The organism is Methylobacterium planeticum (assembly GCF_008806345.1).
GTDB lineage: Bacteria > Pseudomonadota > Alphaproteobacteria > Rhizobiales > Beijerinckiaceae > Methylobacterium > Methylobacterium planeticum.
Window position 1 is genome coordinate 279,542 of the sequence record NZ_VZZJ01000004.1, and the last position, 15,578, is coordinate 295,119.

The 15,578-nt window shown below is 72.8% G+C and carries 12 protein-coding genes; 4 read left to right on the top strand and 8 right to left on the bottom strand.

Going from position 1 to position 15,578, the window contains the following annotated elements; genetic code table 11:
• Window positions 1-26 precede the first annotated feature (26 nt).
• From F6X51_RS06910 to F6X51_RS06920, 3 genes are read right to left on the bottom strand one after another with little or no spacing between them, the layout of a single operon-like run.
• Window positions 27-695, bottom strand: coding sequence for a CoA pyrophosphatase (locus F6X51_RS06910; protein ID WP_150962584.1), 669 nt, complete (start codon window positions 693-695; stop codon window positions 27-29).
• A 14-nt stretch (window positions 696-709) separates the two neighbouring features.
• On the bottom strand, window positions 710-1,294 hold the full coding sequence (locus tag F6X51_RS06915; protein ID WP_150962482.1) for a DUF1285 domain-containing protein: 585 nt from the start codon (window positions 1,292-1,294) through the stop codon (window positions 710-712).
• A 58-nt stretch (window positions 1,295-1,352) separates the two neighbouring features.
• Window positions 1,353-1,814 (bottom strand): PaaI family thioesterase, encoded by a 462-nt coding sequence (locus F6X51_RS06920; RefSeq protein WP_150962483.1) that lies wholly within the window; start codon window positions 1,812-1,814, stop codon window positions 1,353-1,355.
• 217 nt (window positions 1,815-2,031) lie between these two features.
• Between F6X51_RS06920 and F6X51_RS06925 the strand changes: the two genes are divergently transcribed.
• The 4 genes from F6X51_RS06925 to F6X51_RS06940 are packed head-to-tail and all read left to right on the top strand — an operon-like array spanning window position 2,032 to window position 8,920.
• Window positions 2,032-3,036 carry an AAA family ATPase gene (locus F6X51_RS06925; RefSeq protein WP_150962484.1) on the top strand — a complete coding sequence of 335 codons (1,005 nt, stop codon included), beginning with the start codon at window positions 2,032-2,034 and terminating at the stop codon, window positions 3,034-3,036.
• 3 nt (window positions 3,037-3,039) lie between these two features.
• Entirely contained in the window at window positions 3,040-3,954 is a 915-nt protein-coding gene (locus tag F6X51_RS06930) for a DUF58 domain-containing protein (protein ID WP_150962485.1), read from the top strand.
• 9 nt (window positions 3,955-3,963) lie between these two features.
• Window positions 3,964-6,807, top strand: a complete 2,844-nt coding sequence (locus F6X51_RS06935; protein WP_150962486.1) for a DUF4159 domain-containing protein — start codon at window positions 3,964-3,966, stop codon at window positions 6,805-6,807.
• Between the two features lie 31 nt (window positions 6,808-6,838).
• Entirely contained in the window at window positions 6,839-8,920 is a 2,082-nt protein-coding gene (locus tag F6X51_RS06940; protein ID WP_150962487.1) for a hypothetical protein, read from the top strand.
• A 56-nt stretch (window positions 8,921-8,976) separates the two neighbouring features.
• Here the strand turns inward: F6X51_RS06940 and F6X51_RS06945 are convergent, their stop codons facing one another.
• The 5 genes from F6X51_RS06945 to F6X51_RS06965 form a co-directional block, all read right to left on the bottom strand.
• Window positions 8,977-9,876 (bottom strand): alpha/beta fold hydrolase, encoded by a 900-nt coding sequence (locus F6X51_RS06945; RefSeq protein ID WP_150962488.1) that lies wholly within the window; start codon window positions 9,874-9,876, stop codon window positions 8,977-8,979.
• Between the two features lie 33 nt (window positions 9,877-9,909).
• Entirely contained in the window at window positions 9,910-10,416 is a 507-nt protein-coding gene (locus F6X51_RS06950) for a GNAT family N-acetyltransferase (RefSeq protein ID WP_150962489.1), read from the bottom strand.
• Window positions 10,417-10,538: 122 nt separating this feature from the next.
• Window positions 10,539-11,645 carry a microcin C ABC transporter permease YejB gene (locus F6X51_RS06955; protein ID WP_150962490.1) on the bottom strand — a complete coding sequence of 369 codons (1,107 nt, stop codon included), beginning with the start codon at window positions 11,643-11,645 and terminating at the stop codon, window positions 10,539-10,541.
• 9 nt (window positions 11,646-11,654) lie between these two features.
• Complete coding sequence (locus F6X51_RS06960) at window positions 11,655-13,532, bottom strand: extracellular solute-binding protein (protein ID WP_150962491.1); 1,878 nt, start codon at window positions 13,530-13,532, stop codon at window positions 11,655-11,657.
• Window positions 13,529-15,445 carry an extracellular solute-binding protein gene (locus F6X51_RS06965; RefSeq protein WP_150962492.1) on the bottom strand — a complete coding sequence of 639 codons (1,917 nt, stop codon included), beginning with the start codon at window positions 15,443-15,445 and terminating at the stop codon, window positions 13,529-13,531. The genes F6X51_RS06960 and F6X51_RS06965 overlap by 4 nt, the downstream gene beginning before the upstream one ends.
• Window positions 15,446-15,578: the final 133 nt, after the last annotated feature.

The following is a 15,578-nucleotide window of genomic DNA, read 5'->3' on the forward strand; positions in this document are numbered from 1 at the left end:
ATCCGTCAGGGCAGTGGATCCGCCGCTCACTCAGATAAGCGTTCAGAGAGATTGTGCAGGATGCCCGCGGTGACGCCCCAGATCAGCTTCTCGCCGAAGGGCACGGCGTAGAAGTAGCGGATCCGCCCCTGCCAGGGGCGGGACTTCAGCGCGTAGCGCGCCGGGTCCATCAGGAAGGCGAGCGGCACCTCGAAGATCTCCGCGACCTCATCGGGGTTCGGCGCGAGGGCGGGCGCGCCCTCGACGAGCCCGATCACCGGCGTCACCAGGAAGCCGGTGGCGGACAGGTAGGGGTCGAGATAGCCGAGGAGGCGGACGGCCGAGGGCCGCAGACCGATCTCCTCCTCGGCCTCGCGCAGGGCCGCGGCAAGGGGCGAGGGATCGGCCGGGTCGATCTTGCCGCCCGGGAAGGCGATCTGGCCCGAATGGTCGCGCAGGTGCAGGGCGCGCTTCGTCAGGAGCACGGACAGGCCGTCCCCACGCGCGACGATCGGCACCAGCACCGCCGCCTGCCGGTGCGGTCCGGGCGGGGCGACGGCGCTCCCGTCCGGGTCGAGGCTGTGGTCGCCGCCGGGATTCGAGAGCGGGTCGCCGGGTCCGGGCGGGTCGGCGGCGAGGCGCTCGGCCGCGCGCGCCAGGAAGGCCGCCGGGAAGGCGGCGGCCTCGGCCGGCGCGCCCGCAGGCGTCGGCCTCACGGCTTGCGCCGCGCTCACGCGGGCTCCGCCGGCGCGATGCGATGGAAGGTCCCGGCCGCCGCGAGGCCGAACCAGCGCGCCCCGTCGACCTCGCGCTCCTCGCCGAGTTCGACGAGATCGTAGGCGAGCGCCCGCGTCAGCAGCGCCCAGAGGCCCCGGCGCACGTGGATGTAGGGCCGGAAGCCCCCCTCGGAATCCTCCTCGAAGCGCAGCGCGTGCTCCGCGTCGAGGGGCACGAGGTCGTCGACATTGGTCCGGAAGGCGATGCGGCGGGCCTCCCCTGCGCCCTCGACCGCCATCTCGACGGCCACGAAGGGCGCATCCTCGACGGTGATCCCGACGCTCTCGACCGGGGTGACGAGGACGATGCGGCCGTCGGGCTCGCGGCGCAGGATCGTCGAGAACAGCCGCACCAGTGCCGGCCGGCGGATCGGCGAGCCGTTGTGGAACCAGGTACCGTCGGCGGCGATCCGCATGTCGATCTCGCCGCAATAGGGCGGGTTCCAGGCCTCGACGGGCGGCAGGCCGCGTTTCGGCCGATCGCCGAGCGCCGCGCTCAGGCGATTCAGGGTGGGGTCGGGGGCGTCGGGTTCCGTCATGGTCGCATCAGATAGCGCCGCCGGCCGGCTTGCAAACGCCCGGATGGGTGCGGCCGCCTCACGCGGCGGGCTTCCGCCGCAGGATCTTCCAGATGCCCGTGGCGGTCGCAACGAGGCGGTCCCCCGCCGTCACCTCGGCCCGCATGAAGACCAGCGACCCGGTCCGCTGGGTCACCCGCGGATGCGCCACGATCCAGTCACCGATCCGGCCCACGCCGATGAAGTGCATCTGCATCTCGATGGTGACGCAGTTCGCCCCCTCCGCCGCCGCCATGGCGGTGACGCCGAGGGCCCGGTCGGCGAAGGTCATCATCATCCCGCCCTGGACCACGCCGATCAGGTTCGCGTGCTTCGCTGCCGCCGCGAAGGCGTAGGCGCCGTCGCGCGGGCGCCGGTAGAGCGGCCCGACGAGGTCGACGAAGCCCCGGTCGGCGACGATCTCCCAGCCCGCGCCGGCGGGATCCTCGGGCGGCGTCGCGGGGTCGGAACCGGGAGCATCGGGCGTTTCGGCAGCGGGCATAGGCCCTCGTTAAGGAGGCGCCGGGCCTCGATCAACGCCGGCGGCGGCGATCATCCGTGAGCGGCTGCCGCGGGCGGGACGGGCCTGCGGCGACACTGACCTTGCCAGCCCGCCTCAAAGGACGCCACACTCCGCCCCCTGCCGCCGCTCCGGCGCCCGGCCGGAACGGGCCTCGAGCGCGGCCCATCCTGACCGCGAGACACGGGATACGACACGCATGACGCAGGGCTCCGCGCCGGCCACCAGCCTCGACGACGGCATCGTCGCGGCCGCAGAATCCTGCCTCGCCTCGGTGGGCAGGGCCCGCGAGGCGATCCACGGGGTGATCTTCGGCCAGGAACAGGTGGTCGATCTCGCCCTGGTGACCATCCTGGCCGGCGGCCACGGGCTCCTCGTCGGCCTGCCGGGCCTTGCCAAGACCAAGCTCGTCGAGACCCTCGGCACCGTGCTCGGCCTCGATGCGCGCCGGGTGCAGTTCACCCCGGACCTGATGCCCTCGGACATCCTTGGCACCGAGATCCTCGACGAGGATGCCGAGCGCCGCCGCTCCTTCCGCTTCGTGAAGGGGCCGGTCTTCACGCAGCTGCTGATGGCCGACGAGATCAACCGGGCGAGCCCCCGCACCCAGTCGGCGCTGCTGCAGGCGATGCAGGAGCACTTCGTCTCGGTGGCGGGCGAGCGCCACGACCTGCCGCGCCCCTTTCACGTGCTGGCGACCCAGAACCCGATCGAGCAGGAGGGCACCTACCCGCTGCCCGAGGCGCAGCTCGACCGCTTCCTCCTCGAGATCGACGTCGGGTATCCCGACCGGGCCGCGGAGCGCCGCATCCTGATCGAGACGACCGGCGTCGAGGAGAGCCGCGCCAAGGCCGTCATGACGACCGACGAGCTTCTCACGGCGCAGCGTCTGGTGCGGCGGCTGCCGGTCGGCGAGGCGGTGGTCGACGCGATCCTCGATCTCGTGCGCTCGGCGCGGCCCGACGGCGGCAACCCGCTGGTGAAGGGCAAGCTGCTCTGGGGACCCGGCCCCCGCGCCAGCCAGGCGCTGACGCTCGCGGTCCGGGCGCGCGCCCTGATCGAGGGCCGCGTCGCCCCCTCCATCGCCGACGTGAAGGCGCTTGCCGAGCCGATCCTGAAGCACCGCATGGCGCTCAGCTTCGCGGCGCGGGCGGATGGCGAGACCGTGCCGGGGCTGATCGAGCAGCTCGCGGGCAAGCTCTAGCGGATGGTCGCCGCGCGGATCTCCGCACCCACCGAGCGCGCCCCCGGGCGGCGCGACACCGAGAGCGCCCTGTCGCTTGCCGAGCGGATGCCGCGCCTCGTCCTCGAGGCGCGCCGCGTCTCCACGACCCTGGCGCACGGCCTGCACGGCCGCCGTCGGGCCGGGCCCGGCGAGAGCTTCTGGCAGTTCCGGCCCTTCGTCACCGGCGAGGCCGCCGCCCGCATCGACTGGCGCCGCTCCGCCCGGGACGACCGGCTCTACGTGCGGGAACGCGAATGGGAGGCCGCCCACAACATCTGGTTCTGGATCGACCGGTCGGCCTCGATGGGCTTCGCCTCCGACCTCGCGCAGGCCCCGAAGGTCGAGCGCGCCCTCGTCCTCGGGCTGGCGCTGGCCGACACGCTGGTCGAGGGCGGCGAGCGCACCGGGCTCCTCGGGCTGACCCGCCCGACGGCCTCGCGCCGGATCGTCGAGACGATGGCGCAGGCCCTGATCGGCGACGCGGCCGGCCTCGAATCCGACCTGCCGCCCCGCGCGGCGCCCGGCCGCTTCGACGAGGCGATCCTGATCAGCGATTTCCTGACGCCGCTGGCGGCAGTGGAGGGTGCCGTGCGCAACCTCGCCGGCCAGGGCACGCGGGGCCATCTCGCGGTGATCGTCGACCCGGTGGAGGAGACCTTTCCGTTCGCCGGACAGGCCGTGCTGCACGACCTCGAATCGCGCCTCAGCCTCGATGTCGGCGACGCCGCCGCCTGGGGCGAGGCCTATCGCACCCGGATCGCCGCCCACCGGGCCGGCCTCGCCGAGATCACCCGCGGCCGGGGCTGGACCCTGACCGTGCACCGCACCGACCGGCCCGCGAGCGAGGCGGCGCTGCGCCTCCTCACCCTCGTCTCCGCCGCCCGCGGCACCGGCTGAGGAGCGAACGTGCTCGGACCGCTGACCTTCGCCGCCCCCTTCGCGCTCGCCGCCCTCATCGCGCTGCCGGCCCTGTGGTTCCTTCTGCGGGTGACCCCGCCGCGCCCGCGCCGGATCGACTTCCCGCCGTTGAAGCTCGTGGCGGACCTGCTGCCGCAGCGCGAGACCCCGGCGCGCACGCCGCCCTGGCTCCTGATCCTGCGCATGCTCGCCGCCGCCGCCCTGATCCTGGCGGTGTCGGGCCCGGTCTGGAACCCCGCCGGGATCGGCGCCTCGGGGGGACGCACGCCGCTCCTCGTGATGATCGACAACGGCTTCGCGGCGGCCCACGACTGGCGCGAGCGCATACGGGTCGCGGTGGACGCGGTCGAGGGCGCGGCCCGCGACGGCCGCCCGGTGGCGATCCTGCCGACCGCCGAGCCCGCCGCCGCCTTCGATGCCAAGAGCCCGGCCGCGGCCCTGGAACGCCTGCGCGCCGTCGCGCCGCGCCCCCATCTCGGGGACCGCGACGTGCACCTGCCGGGCATCGGTAGCTTCCTCGAGCGCAATCCCGGCGCAGCGCTGGTCTGGATCAGCGACGGGGTCGCCGGCACGGGGGAGGGCGGGTTCACCCGGGACCTCGAGGCGCTGGTGACGAAGCAGGGCGCGGCGCTCACGATCCTGAAGGCGGACCAGCCCCCCGCCCTCGCGATCACGGGGGCGGAATCGGGCGGGCGCCTCACCGCCCACGTCCTGCGCGCCGGCCCGAACGGCCGCGATGCCGGCCTCGTGCGGGCCCTCGACCAGAAGGGATTGCCGCTGGCCGAGCATGACTTCCGCTTCGCGAACGGCGCCACCGATGTCGAGATCGGCTTCGATCTGCCGGTGGAGCTCCGCAACAGCATCGCGCGCCTGGAGATCGCCAACGAGCGCTCGGCCGGGGCCGTGACCCTGATGGACGAGCGCGGCAAGCGACGCCGCGTCGGCCTCGTCTTCGGCGGCACCAGCGACCAGGCCCAGCCGCTCCTGGCGCCGACCTACTACCTCGCCAAGGCGCTCACGCCCTTCGCCGACGTGCAGGAGCCGCGCGGGGCCAAGGGCACGGCGGAATCGATCGCGCAGCTCCTCGACAACCAGGTCTCGGTGCTGGTCCTCGCCGATGTCGGGGCCCTCGACGAGCAGACCCTCGCGCGGGTGACGAAGTTCATCGATGCGGGCGGGCTGCTCCTGCGCTTCGCCGGCGCGCGCCTCGCCGCCGGCAACGACCCGCTGGTGCCGGTGCGCCTGCGGCGGGGCGGACGCACGCTCGGCGGCACCCTGTCCTGGGACAGCCCCAAGACCCTGGCGGCCTTCGCCCCCGAGAGCCCGTTCGCGGGCCTGACGCCGCCGGCCGATATCGGCGTGCGCCGCCAGATCCTGGCCGAGCCCGACGGCGACCTGCCGAGCCGCACCTGGGCCTCGCTGCAGGACGGCACCCCGATCGTCACCGCCGAGAAGCGCGGGCAGGGGCTCGTGGTGCTGTTCCACGTCACCGCCGACACCACCTGGTCGAACCTGCCGCTCTCGGGGCTCTTCATCGACATGCTGCGCCGGGTCGTCGGCCTCGCGGGGAACGCCGCGGCGCCGGCGGGAGAGGGCGGTCCGCGGCCCGCCGCCGCGATCCTCGCCCCGCGCCTCACCCTCGACGGGTTCGGGGCGCTGGGCAGCCCGCCGGCGGGGGCCACCGCGGTCTCGGCCGATTACGGCGACCGGGCGACGCACGACCACCCGCCGGGCTTCTACGGGCCGGCGGATGGCGGCATCGCCGTCAACGCGCTGAAGCCCGACGACCGCCTCGGCGGCCTCGACCTCGCGAGCCTCGCGGGCGCTCGGGTCGGGTCCCTGGCCGGTGCCGAGACCCTTGACCTGCGCGCCTTCCTCTTCACCCTGGCCCTGATGCTCCTCATCCTCGACACGCTGGCCGGCCTCTGGCTCGGCGGCTTCCTCAGCCGGTCCACCGGCGGCCTGTTCGGGCGGCTCGGCAGCCGCGCGGCGGGTATCGCCCTCGCCCTGGCCACCCTGCTGGCCACCCTGGCGGCCGTGCTCGGCCCCGGCGCGGCGCGGGCGCAGGAACCGCCGGCCAATCGCTCGAACGGCTTCGAATCGGCCCTCGTGACCCGGCTCGCCTACGTCATCACCGGGGACGCCGCGATCGACGAGGCGAGCCGGGCCGGGCTCACCGGCCTGACCCAGATGCTCGCCACCCGCACCGCCCTCGAGCCCGGCGAGCCGGCCGGCCTCGACCCCACCAAGGACGAGCTCGCCTTCTACCCGCTGATCTACTGGCCGATCGCGCCGGGCCGGCCGCAGCCGGGCGAGGCCGCGATCCGGCGCATCGACGCCTTCATGCGCAACGGCGGCACCGTCCTGTTCGACACGCGCGACGGGCTCACGGCCCGCCCCGGCGCGGCCCCGACGCCGGAGTCCGCGTACCTGCGCAAGATGCTGAGCACCCTCGAGGTGCCCGAGCTGGAGCCGGTGCCGATCGATCACGTGCTGACGAAGGCCTTCTACCTCGTCGACACCTTCCCGGGCCGCTACGCCACCGGGCAGACCTGGGTCGAGGCCCTGCCGCCCGCGGCCGAGGGCGCGGAGCGGCGCCCGGCGCGGGCGGGCGACGGCGTCAGCCCGATCGTCATCACGGGCAACGACCTCGCCGCCGCCTGGGCGGTCGGGCGTCGGGGCGAGGCGCTCTACCCGGTGGTCGGCGGCGACCAGCGCCAGCGCGAGATGGCCTTCCGGGGCGGCATCAACATCGTGATGTACACCCTGACCGGCAACTACAAGGCGGATCAGGTCCACGTGCCCGCCCTGCTCGAGCGGCTCGGCCAATGACGGGCCGCGGACAGAGCGAGGCCGAGCGCCCATGCTGAGCCTCAGCTTCACCCCGCTGGTGCCCTGGCCGGTTATCGCGGCCTTCGGCGTCCTCGTGGGGCTGTTCTGCGTCCTCGCCTTCGTGGCGCGGGGGCGCACCGCGATCCTGCGCGCCCTCGTCCTGGCGCTGGTGCTCGCGGCCATCGCCAACCCCTCGCTGGTGCGCGAGGACCGCGAGCCCGTGAGGGACATCGCCGCCGTGGTGGTGGACCGGTCCGGCTCGCAGGCGCTGGGCGACCGCCCGGCCATGACCGATCAGGTGCGGGCGGAGCTGCAGCGCCGCTTCGGCGCGCTGACCAACATCGAGCCGCGCTTCATCGACGTGCCGGATTCCCGCGACGGGGACGACGGCACCAAGCTGTTCACGGCCCTCTCGCAGGCCCTGGCCGACGTCCCGCCGGAGCGGCTCGCGGGCGTCGTGATGCTGACGGACGGCGTCGTGCACGACATCCCGCCCGCGCTGGCGGCCCTCGGCATCAAGGCGCCGCTCCACGTCCTCGTCACCGGCCATGCCGACGAGCGCGACCGGCAGATCAAGCTCCTCGAGGCCCCCCGCTTCGGCATCGTCGGCCGCGACCTGACGATCCGCGCCGAGGTGATGGAGCGCGGCGGCACCGGCAACGCGGTCGTCACCGTGCGCCGCGACGGCGAGCAGATCGGACGGCGCAGCTTCCCCACCGGCCAGCCCTTCAGCCTCACCACCAAGATCGAGCATGGCGGCCCGAACGTCGTCGAGATCGAGGTCGAGCCGCTGCCCGGCGAGCTGACCACCATCAACAACCGCGCCGTGCTGCCCATCGAGGGAATCCGCGAGAAGCTCCGGGTGCTCCTCGTCTCGGGCGAGCCGCACCAGGGCGAGCGCACCTGGCGCAACCTCCTGAAATCCGACGCCAACGTCGACCTCGTGCACTTCACCATCCTGCGCCCGCCCGAGAAACAGGACGGCACGCCGATCTCCGAACTCTCCCTGATCGCTTTCCCGACGCGCGAGCTGTTCGTCCAGAAGATCAAGGATTTCGACCTCATCATCTTCGACCGCTACGCCAACCAGAGCGTGCTGCCCTCGGCCTATTTCGACAACATCGTCCGCTACGTTCAGGATGGCGGCGCGCTCCTGATCGCGGCGGGGCCGGAATTCGCCTCCTCGTCGAGCCTCGCGCGCACGCGCCTCTCCACGATCCTGCCCGGCGATCCGAACGGGCGCGTGGTGGAGCGGCCCTACAAGGCGGCGCTCACGGGCACCGGGACGCGCCATCCCGTCACCCGCGCCCTGCCGGGCTCCGAGGCCCAGCCCCCGGCCTGGGGCGACTGGCTGCGCATCGTCTCGGCCCAGACCCGGCCCGGCATCCAGCCGATCCTGTCCGGCGCCGACAACCTGCCGCTGCTGGCGCTCTCGCGCGAGCAGAAGGGCCGGGTCGCCCTGCTCCTGTCCGACCACACCTGGCTCTGGGCCCGCGGCTACCAGGAGGGCGGCCCCTATCTCGACCTGCTGCGCCGCCTGGCGCACTGGCTGATGAAGGAGCCGGCGCTGGAGGAGGAGGCGCTCCGCGCCCAGATGACGGGCCACGGCCGCGAGGTCCGGGTCGAGCGCCAGACCATGGCGGAGACCGCCGAGCCCGTGACCGTGACGGAGCCCACCGGCGGCACCCGGACCCTGACCCTCAGTCAGGCGGCGCCGGGGCAGTTCTCGGCCACCTTCGAGGCGAGCGAGCTCGGTCTCCACACCCTGCGTTCGGGGAGCCTCGTGGCCTTCGTCAGCGTCGGGCCGGCGAACCCGCGCGAGCTCTCGGACGTGTTCAGCGACGCCGAGCGCATGAAGGCCCTGAGCGAGGCGAGCGGCGGCTCGATCCGCCGCGTCGCCGATGCGGGGGGCACGGTCGTGCCCCGCCTCCAGAGCGTGCGCAGCGGACGCCTCAGCGGCGCCGACTGGATCGGCTTCCGCCCGAGCGACAGCGCCAATATCCGCGGCGTCGAGGTCTACCCGCTCGCCCTCGGCCTCGCGGCGCTCGCGGCCCTCGCGGCCGCCGTGCTGGCGATGTGGCTGGTGGAGGGCCGCCGGGGCCGGGCGGCATAGACGGATACCGCGCGGCGCGCGCGGATCCCGTGATGTGCGGTGCCGACCCGCCCGCCTCAGATCCGCTTCAGCTTCCCGAAGAAGCGCGCGATCTCGGCCGCGGCGGCGTCCGGATCCTCCCGGTGCGGGAAATGGCCGACGCCCTCGAACGGGGCGAGGTCGAGGTCCGCGAAGGTCTCCCCGAGGCGATCGGTCCAGGCATAGGGGAAGAGCGGGTCCCGCACGCCCCAGCGCACGCAGGCCGGCCGGGTGATCGGGGGCAGGGACGGGGCCTCCCCCCGGACCATCGCGAGGCGCCCGGCATTCTGGCTGAGATACCAGTTGAAGCCGCCCTGCAGGTTGCCGGGCTCGAGGAAGTTGTCGACGAACGCGTCCAGCACGGCGTCGAAGGCGGCCGGGTTGCCGCCGGCCCAATGGCGCAGGAAGTGCGCGATATAGAGCCGGCAGGCCTCGCGCGAGGATCCGACCATCGCGGCCGCGAAGGGCTTCTGGTGGAAGGACTGGTACCAGATCTCCTTCAGCATCTCGGGCGCGGCGAGCCGCGGCCCGATCCCCGGATAGGGGCAGTTGAAGAGGAACAGGCCGGTGATCCGGTCCGGCGCCATGCGCCCGAGGGATTGGGCGACCGAGGCCCCGACATCGTGCGCGACGAACCCCGCCTGCGTCAGGCCGAGCCCGTCGAGGAGCGCCACCATGTCGGCCGCGTGCACGTCGGGGCCGACCCGGTCGGAGGGCGCCGGGTCCGGCTTGTCGCTGCGGCCGAAGCCGCGGAAATCCGGGGCGATGCAGGTGAAGCGGTCGGCGAGGCGATGCATCACGGGTTCCCAGGTGAGCCAGAATTCCGGCCAGCCGTGGAGGAACACCAGGGGCGCCCCGTGGCCCGCGCGGGCGACGTGCAGGCCGACCCCGTTCGCCGCGATCCCATCGTGCCGGATCGTCCGCGCGTCATCTGCCATCCATGATCTCCCGGGCGCGTCGGGCGCCGGGACTCAACGCGCGAGGGGCGCCGAGACGTTCCCGCGCGCGCGGGCGCGGGCTCCCTCGCTCAGCTCGAGCCAGAGAAAGCGCGCGGGATCGACCGGGCCCGGCAGGACGAGGTGGCCGGGCGGCACCGGCGTGAAGCCGAAGCGGCCGTAATAGGGGGCGTCGCCCACCAGGATCACGAGGGCGTGGCCGCCGGCGCGCGCCGCCTCGAGGCTCGTGCGCATCAGGCCCGCGCCGATGCCGCGCCCGTCGAAGCTCGGATCGACGGTCAGCGGTCCGAGCACGAGGAGCGGCTCGGCCCCGGCCCGCGCCGGCCCGATCCGGACCGAGCCGACGAGGTAGGTGCCGACGAGCGCGGTGAAGCTCAGGGCGGGCAGGGGCCCGGCGCCCTCGCGCAGGCGGTAGGCGGTGCGGGCGAAGCGGCCGGGCCCGAAGGCGCGGGCATGAAGGCGCTCGATGGCCGGTCCGTCGTCGGGATGCTCGGGCCGGATGACGAGGGAGAGGGCAGACACGCGCGACTTCCGAGAGGGTCAGGCGGGCCGGATATCAGCGGGGACGATGGGCCGCAATCGGGCATGCGGGCCCGGCGCGGGCCGCCCGTGGGGGTTCACGGCACGGCGCGGCCGCGCGGCGCTCAGGTCGCCCGCGCCGAGAAGTCGATGCGCGGGTCGATCCAGACGTAGATCATGTCCGAGAGGAGGTTCACCGCGAGCCCCATCAGCGAGAAGATGTACAGCGTGGCGAACACCACCGGGTAGTCGCGGCCGACGATCGACTGGAACGAGAGCAGGCCGAGCCCGTCCAGGCTGAAGATCGTCTCGATCAGCAGCGATCCGGTGAAGAAGGCCGAGATGAAGGCCCCGGGGAAGCCCGCCACCACGATCAGCATGGCGTTGCGGAAGACATGGCCGTAGAGGACGCGGCGCTCGCTCAGGCCCTTCATCCGGGCGGTCATGACGTATTGCTTGCGGATCTCGTCGAGGAAGGAGTTCTTCGTCAGCAGCGTCGAGGTCGCGAAGGCGCCGATCACCAGGGCGGTGAGCGGCAGCACCATGTGCCAGGCGTAGTCGAGGATCTTCTGGCCGAGGCTGAAGCTCTCCCAGCCCTCGCTGGTCAGGCCGCGCAGGGGGAAGAGCTGGAAGAACGAGCCGCCCGCGAACAGGATGATCAGCATCAGGCCGAACAGGAATCCGGGGATCGCGTAGCCGATGATGACGACGAAGGAGGTCCAGAGGTCGAAGCGCGAGCCGTCCTTCACGGCCTTGCGGATGCCCAGCGGGATCGAGATCGCGTAGGACAGGAGCGTCATCCACAGGCCGAGCGAGACCGAGACCGGCAGGCGCTCGCGGATCAGCTGCAGCACGCTCACGTCGCGGAAGTAGCTGCGGCCGAAATCGAACCGGGCGTAGTCCCAGAGCATCTTGGCGAAGCGCTCGGGCGCCGGCTTGTCGAAGCCGAATTGCTGCTCGAGCTTGGCGATGAATTGCGGGCTCAGGCCCTGCGCGCCGCGATACTTGGCATTGGCCTCGCCGCCGCGATTCGCCCCGGGCCCGCCGCCGCCGAGATCCCCCGCGCCGCCGGTGACCCGGGAGAGCGCGCCGTCGCCCTGGCCCTGCAGCTGCGCCAGCACCCGCTCGACGGGGCCGCCGGGGGCGAACTGCACGATCGCGAAGGTGATCAGCATGATCCCGAACAGGGTCGGGATCATCAGGGCGATGCGGCGCAGGACGTAGCTGAGCATGGGGGCCCTTCAGTTCCGGCCGATCCTGCGGGCCTGGTCGGCGTCGTACCACCAGACCGCCGGCGCGCCGAGGCCGTATTTCGGGCCGAGCGCCGGGCGCCCGTAGACATCCCAGATCGCGATCCGGTGCGTGCCCGAGTACCACATCGGCACCCAGTGGCGGCCGGCGCGCAGGCAGCGGTCGAGGGCCCGGCAGGCGGTGACGAGGTCGGCGCGCGAGGCGGCGTCGGCGATCCGGTCGAGAAGCGCGTCGATGGCCGGGCTCGCCACCCCCGCGAGGTTGTTCGAGCCCGCCGTCCGGGCCGAGCCCGAGCCGTAGGCCTCGCGCAGCTCAGCCCCCGGGGTCATCCCGTTCGAGAAGCGGCGCGAGGTGAGGTCGAAGTCGAAATCCTTCAGGCGGGACTGGTACTGCGACGGGTCGACGTTGCGGATCCGGCCCTTGATCCCGATCAGCCCGAGGTTGCGGATGAACGGGTGGGTGTGGGGCTCGAGCGCCGGGTCGGAATCGAGGAACTCGATCTCCAGCGGCTTGCCGCCGGGGAGCCGGATGATGCCGCCGTCGCGGGTGCAGCCGGCCTCGCGCAGGAGCGCCACGGCGCGGCTGAGGAGCGCCCGGTCCTGGCCCGAGCCGTCCGAGATCGGAGGCGTCCAGGCGTCGTCGAACACCTCCGCGGGCAGGTCCGCCCGCAGGGGATCGAGGAGGGCGAGCTCCTCCGCCGAGGGCCGGCCGGTGGCCTTGAGGTCGGAATTCTCGAAGAACGAGGCCGTGCGGGTATAGGCCCCGAACATCAGGTTGCGGTTCGTCCACTCGAAGTCGAAGCAGAGGCCGATGGCCTCGCGCACCCGGGGATCCCGGAAGGCCTCGCGGCGGGTGTTGATCCACCAGCCCTGCGTGCCGGACGGCGTCGCGTCCGCGATGGTGGAGCGGACGACGCGGCCCTCCGCCACCGCCGGGAAGTCGTAGCCCGTGGCCCAGACCCGGGCGGTGAACTCTTCCCGGAAGGTGAAGGCGCCGCTCTTGAAGGCCTCGAAGGCGACCTGGCGATCGCGGAAATACTCGTACCGGATCGCATCGAAATTGTGCTGGCCGACATTCACCGGCAGGTCCGCCGCCCAGTAGTCGCGCACCCGCTCCAGCTCGATGAAGCGGCCGACATCGAGGCGCCCGACCTGGTAGGGGCCCGAGCCGAGGGGCGGCTCCAGCGTCGAGGCCTCGAAGTCGCGGGTCGCGTAATAGGCGGCGGAGAAGACCGGCAGGGTCGCGACGATGAGGGGCAGGTCGCGGCTGCGGCCGGGCGCGAAGGTGACCGCGACGGTCTCGTCGTCGGCGGCCACCGCGTCCGTCATGTCACGGATCACCTGCGAGATCTCGGGGTGGCCCTTCTCCTTGAGGAGCTTCAGCGAGAAGGCGACGTCCCGCGCCGTCAGGCGGGTGCCGTCGTGGAAGCGGGCCTGCGGCCTGAGCCGGAAGGTGTAGGCGAGGCCGTCGGCGCTGATCTCGACCGCACGGGCGATCAGGCCGTAGAGGGCGTCCGGCTCGTCGAGGGCCCGCACCATCAGGCTGTCGAAGGTGAGGTTCATCCCCGCCGCGCCCTCGCCGCGCAGGACGAAGACGTTCAGCGTGTTGAAGGTGTCGGAGGCCTGGTTGCCGAAAGTCGCGGCGAGCTGCGAGGCGAAGCGCCCGCCCTTCGGCGCGGCCGGGTTCACGTAGTCGAAGTTCTGGAAGCCCGCCGGATATTTCAGCTCGCCGAAGCTCGACAGGCCGTGGGCAATGCGCGCCGCCTGCGCGCCCCCGGACCCGGGCAGGCCGGCGGCGCCCGCGAGCGCCCCCGCGCCCAGGGCCCCGGCCCCCAGCACGAGGGTGCGGCGGGTCGGAGCGCCGCTCAACGGGGGGCTCCGGTCCGGGCGGCGAGCGCCTCGTCGTACCACCACGTCGTCGGGAAGCCGGAGCTGCCGTATTGCGGCAGCACGGGCGGGTGGCTGAAGCGGTTCCAGCGCAGGGTGCGGGCGACGCCGGAGGCCCATTGCGGCACCACGAAGTTGTGGGCGAGGAGCACCCGGTCGAGGGCGTGGGTCGCTGCGAGCACGCCGGGCCTGTCCTTGGCGAAGATCACCTTCTCGATCAGCGCGTCGATGGCCGGGTCCTTGATGCCCGCGATGTTGCGGGCGCCCGGCTTGTCGGCGGCGGCCGAGCCCCAGAACTCGCGCTGCTCGTTGCCGGGCGAGAGCGATTCGGGCCAGGAGCTCGTGGTGATGTCGAAGTCGAAGCCGCGCAGGCGGTTCTGGTACTGGGCCTGGTCGATCACCCGCAGGGTCGAGTCGATGCCGATCAGGCGCAGCTGCGCCGCGAAGGGCAGGATCACCCGCTCGAACACGTTCTGGAACTCCAGGAACTCGACGGTCAGGGGCTCGCCGGTCCTGGCGTCCACCATCTTGCCGCCGCGCAGCTCGTAGCCGGCCGCGCGCAGGAGCTTCACCGCCTCGCGCAGGTTCGCCCGCACCGCCTCGGGGGTGTCGTTGACGGGGTTCCGGTAGGGCTCGGCGAAGACGGAGGCCGGAACCTTGTCCTTCAGGCTCTCGAGGATCGCCTTCTCCTCGCCCTGGGGCAGGCCGGAGGCGGCGAGCTCCGAGCCGAAATAGTAGGAATCGATCCGCTTGTAGAGGCCGTAGAAAAGGGCCCGGTTCATCTCCTCGAAATTCATCGCGAGGTTGAAGGCGCGCCGCACCCGCTCGTCCTTGAACTTGTCCCGGCGCAGGTTGAACACGAAGGCCTGCATGATGCCGGTGCCCCGGTCCGGGAAGGCCTCCTTGACGAGGCGGCCCTCCTTGACGGCCGGGAAGTCGTCGTAGGCGGTGGCCCAGTTGCGGGCGATGTTCTCGGACCGGAAGTCGTAGAGGTCGCCCTTCAGCGCCTCGACGAGCACCGTCGAATCGCGGAAGTACTCGTTGCGCAGGGTGCCGATGTTGTTGCGGCCGGCATTCACCGGCAGGTCCTTGCCCCAGTAATCCGCCACGCGCTCGTAAGTCGCCGAGCGGCCGGGATCGAACTTCGCCAGCCGGTAGGGGCCGGAGCCGAGGGGGATCTCCAGGGTCGTCTCGGTCGGGTTGCGGCTCTTGCCCGCGGCGTCCTTGCCGGTCCACCAGTGCCTGGGCAGCACGCGCAGCTGGCCGAGCACCTGCGGCAGCTCGCGGTTGCCGGTCTCGGAGAAGCTGAAGGTGACCTCGCGCGGGCCCGTGGCCTCCGCCTTCGAGACGGTCTGGTAATAGGCGGCGTAGAAGGGGCTGTTGTCCTTGAGGATCTGGAAGGACCAGATCACGTCGTCCGGCGTCACCGGCTGCCCGTCGTGCCAGCGGGCGTTCTCGCGCAGGCGGTAGGAGACCGAGGACAGGTCGGGGGCGACCCGCACGGCCTCGGCGAGGAGCCCGTAGGAGGTGAAGGGCTCGTCGAGGGATTCGGTCATCAGCGTGTCGTAGATCGACAGGATCCCGCCCTCGAGATCGCCTTTCAGGCCCGACACGACGAGGTTGAAGTTGTCGTAGCCGCCCTGCGCCCCGAGGCGGACGAGGCCGCCCTTCGGCGCCTGCGGGTTGGCGTAGTCGAAATGCGGGAAGCCGGCCGGGTATTTCGGCTCGCCCATCAGCGTGATGGCGTGGACCCAGTCGCCGGTCGGGGCGGTCAGGGCGGCGGCCGTGACGGGCTCCGCCGGGGACGCCTCGGGCGCGGCGCCTGCCGGGAGCCCGAGGAGGGCGACGCCGAGCGTCGCGGCGAGGAGGCGTCCGATCACGGCTTTGGCTCTCACGGTGTGGCGATCTCCCGTATCCCGTCGCGCGGCGCCGCGGCCGGGCGGCCCGCGACGAGGGTCGTTCTAGGACGGACCGGGCGCGCACGCCAAGTCGGCGCGTCCGCGCAGCGAGTGTCGGCGCGTCCGCGCA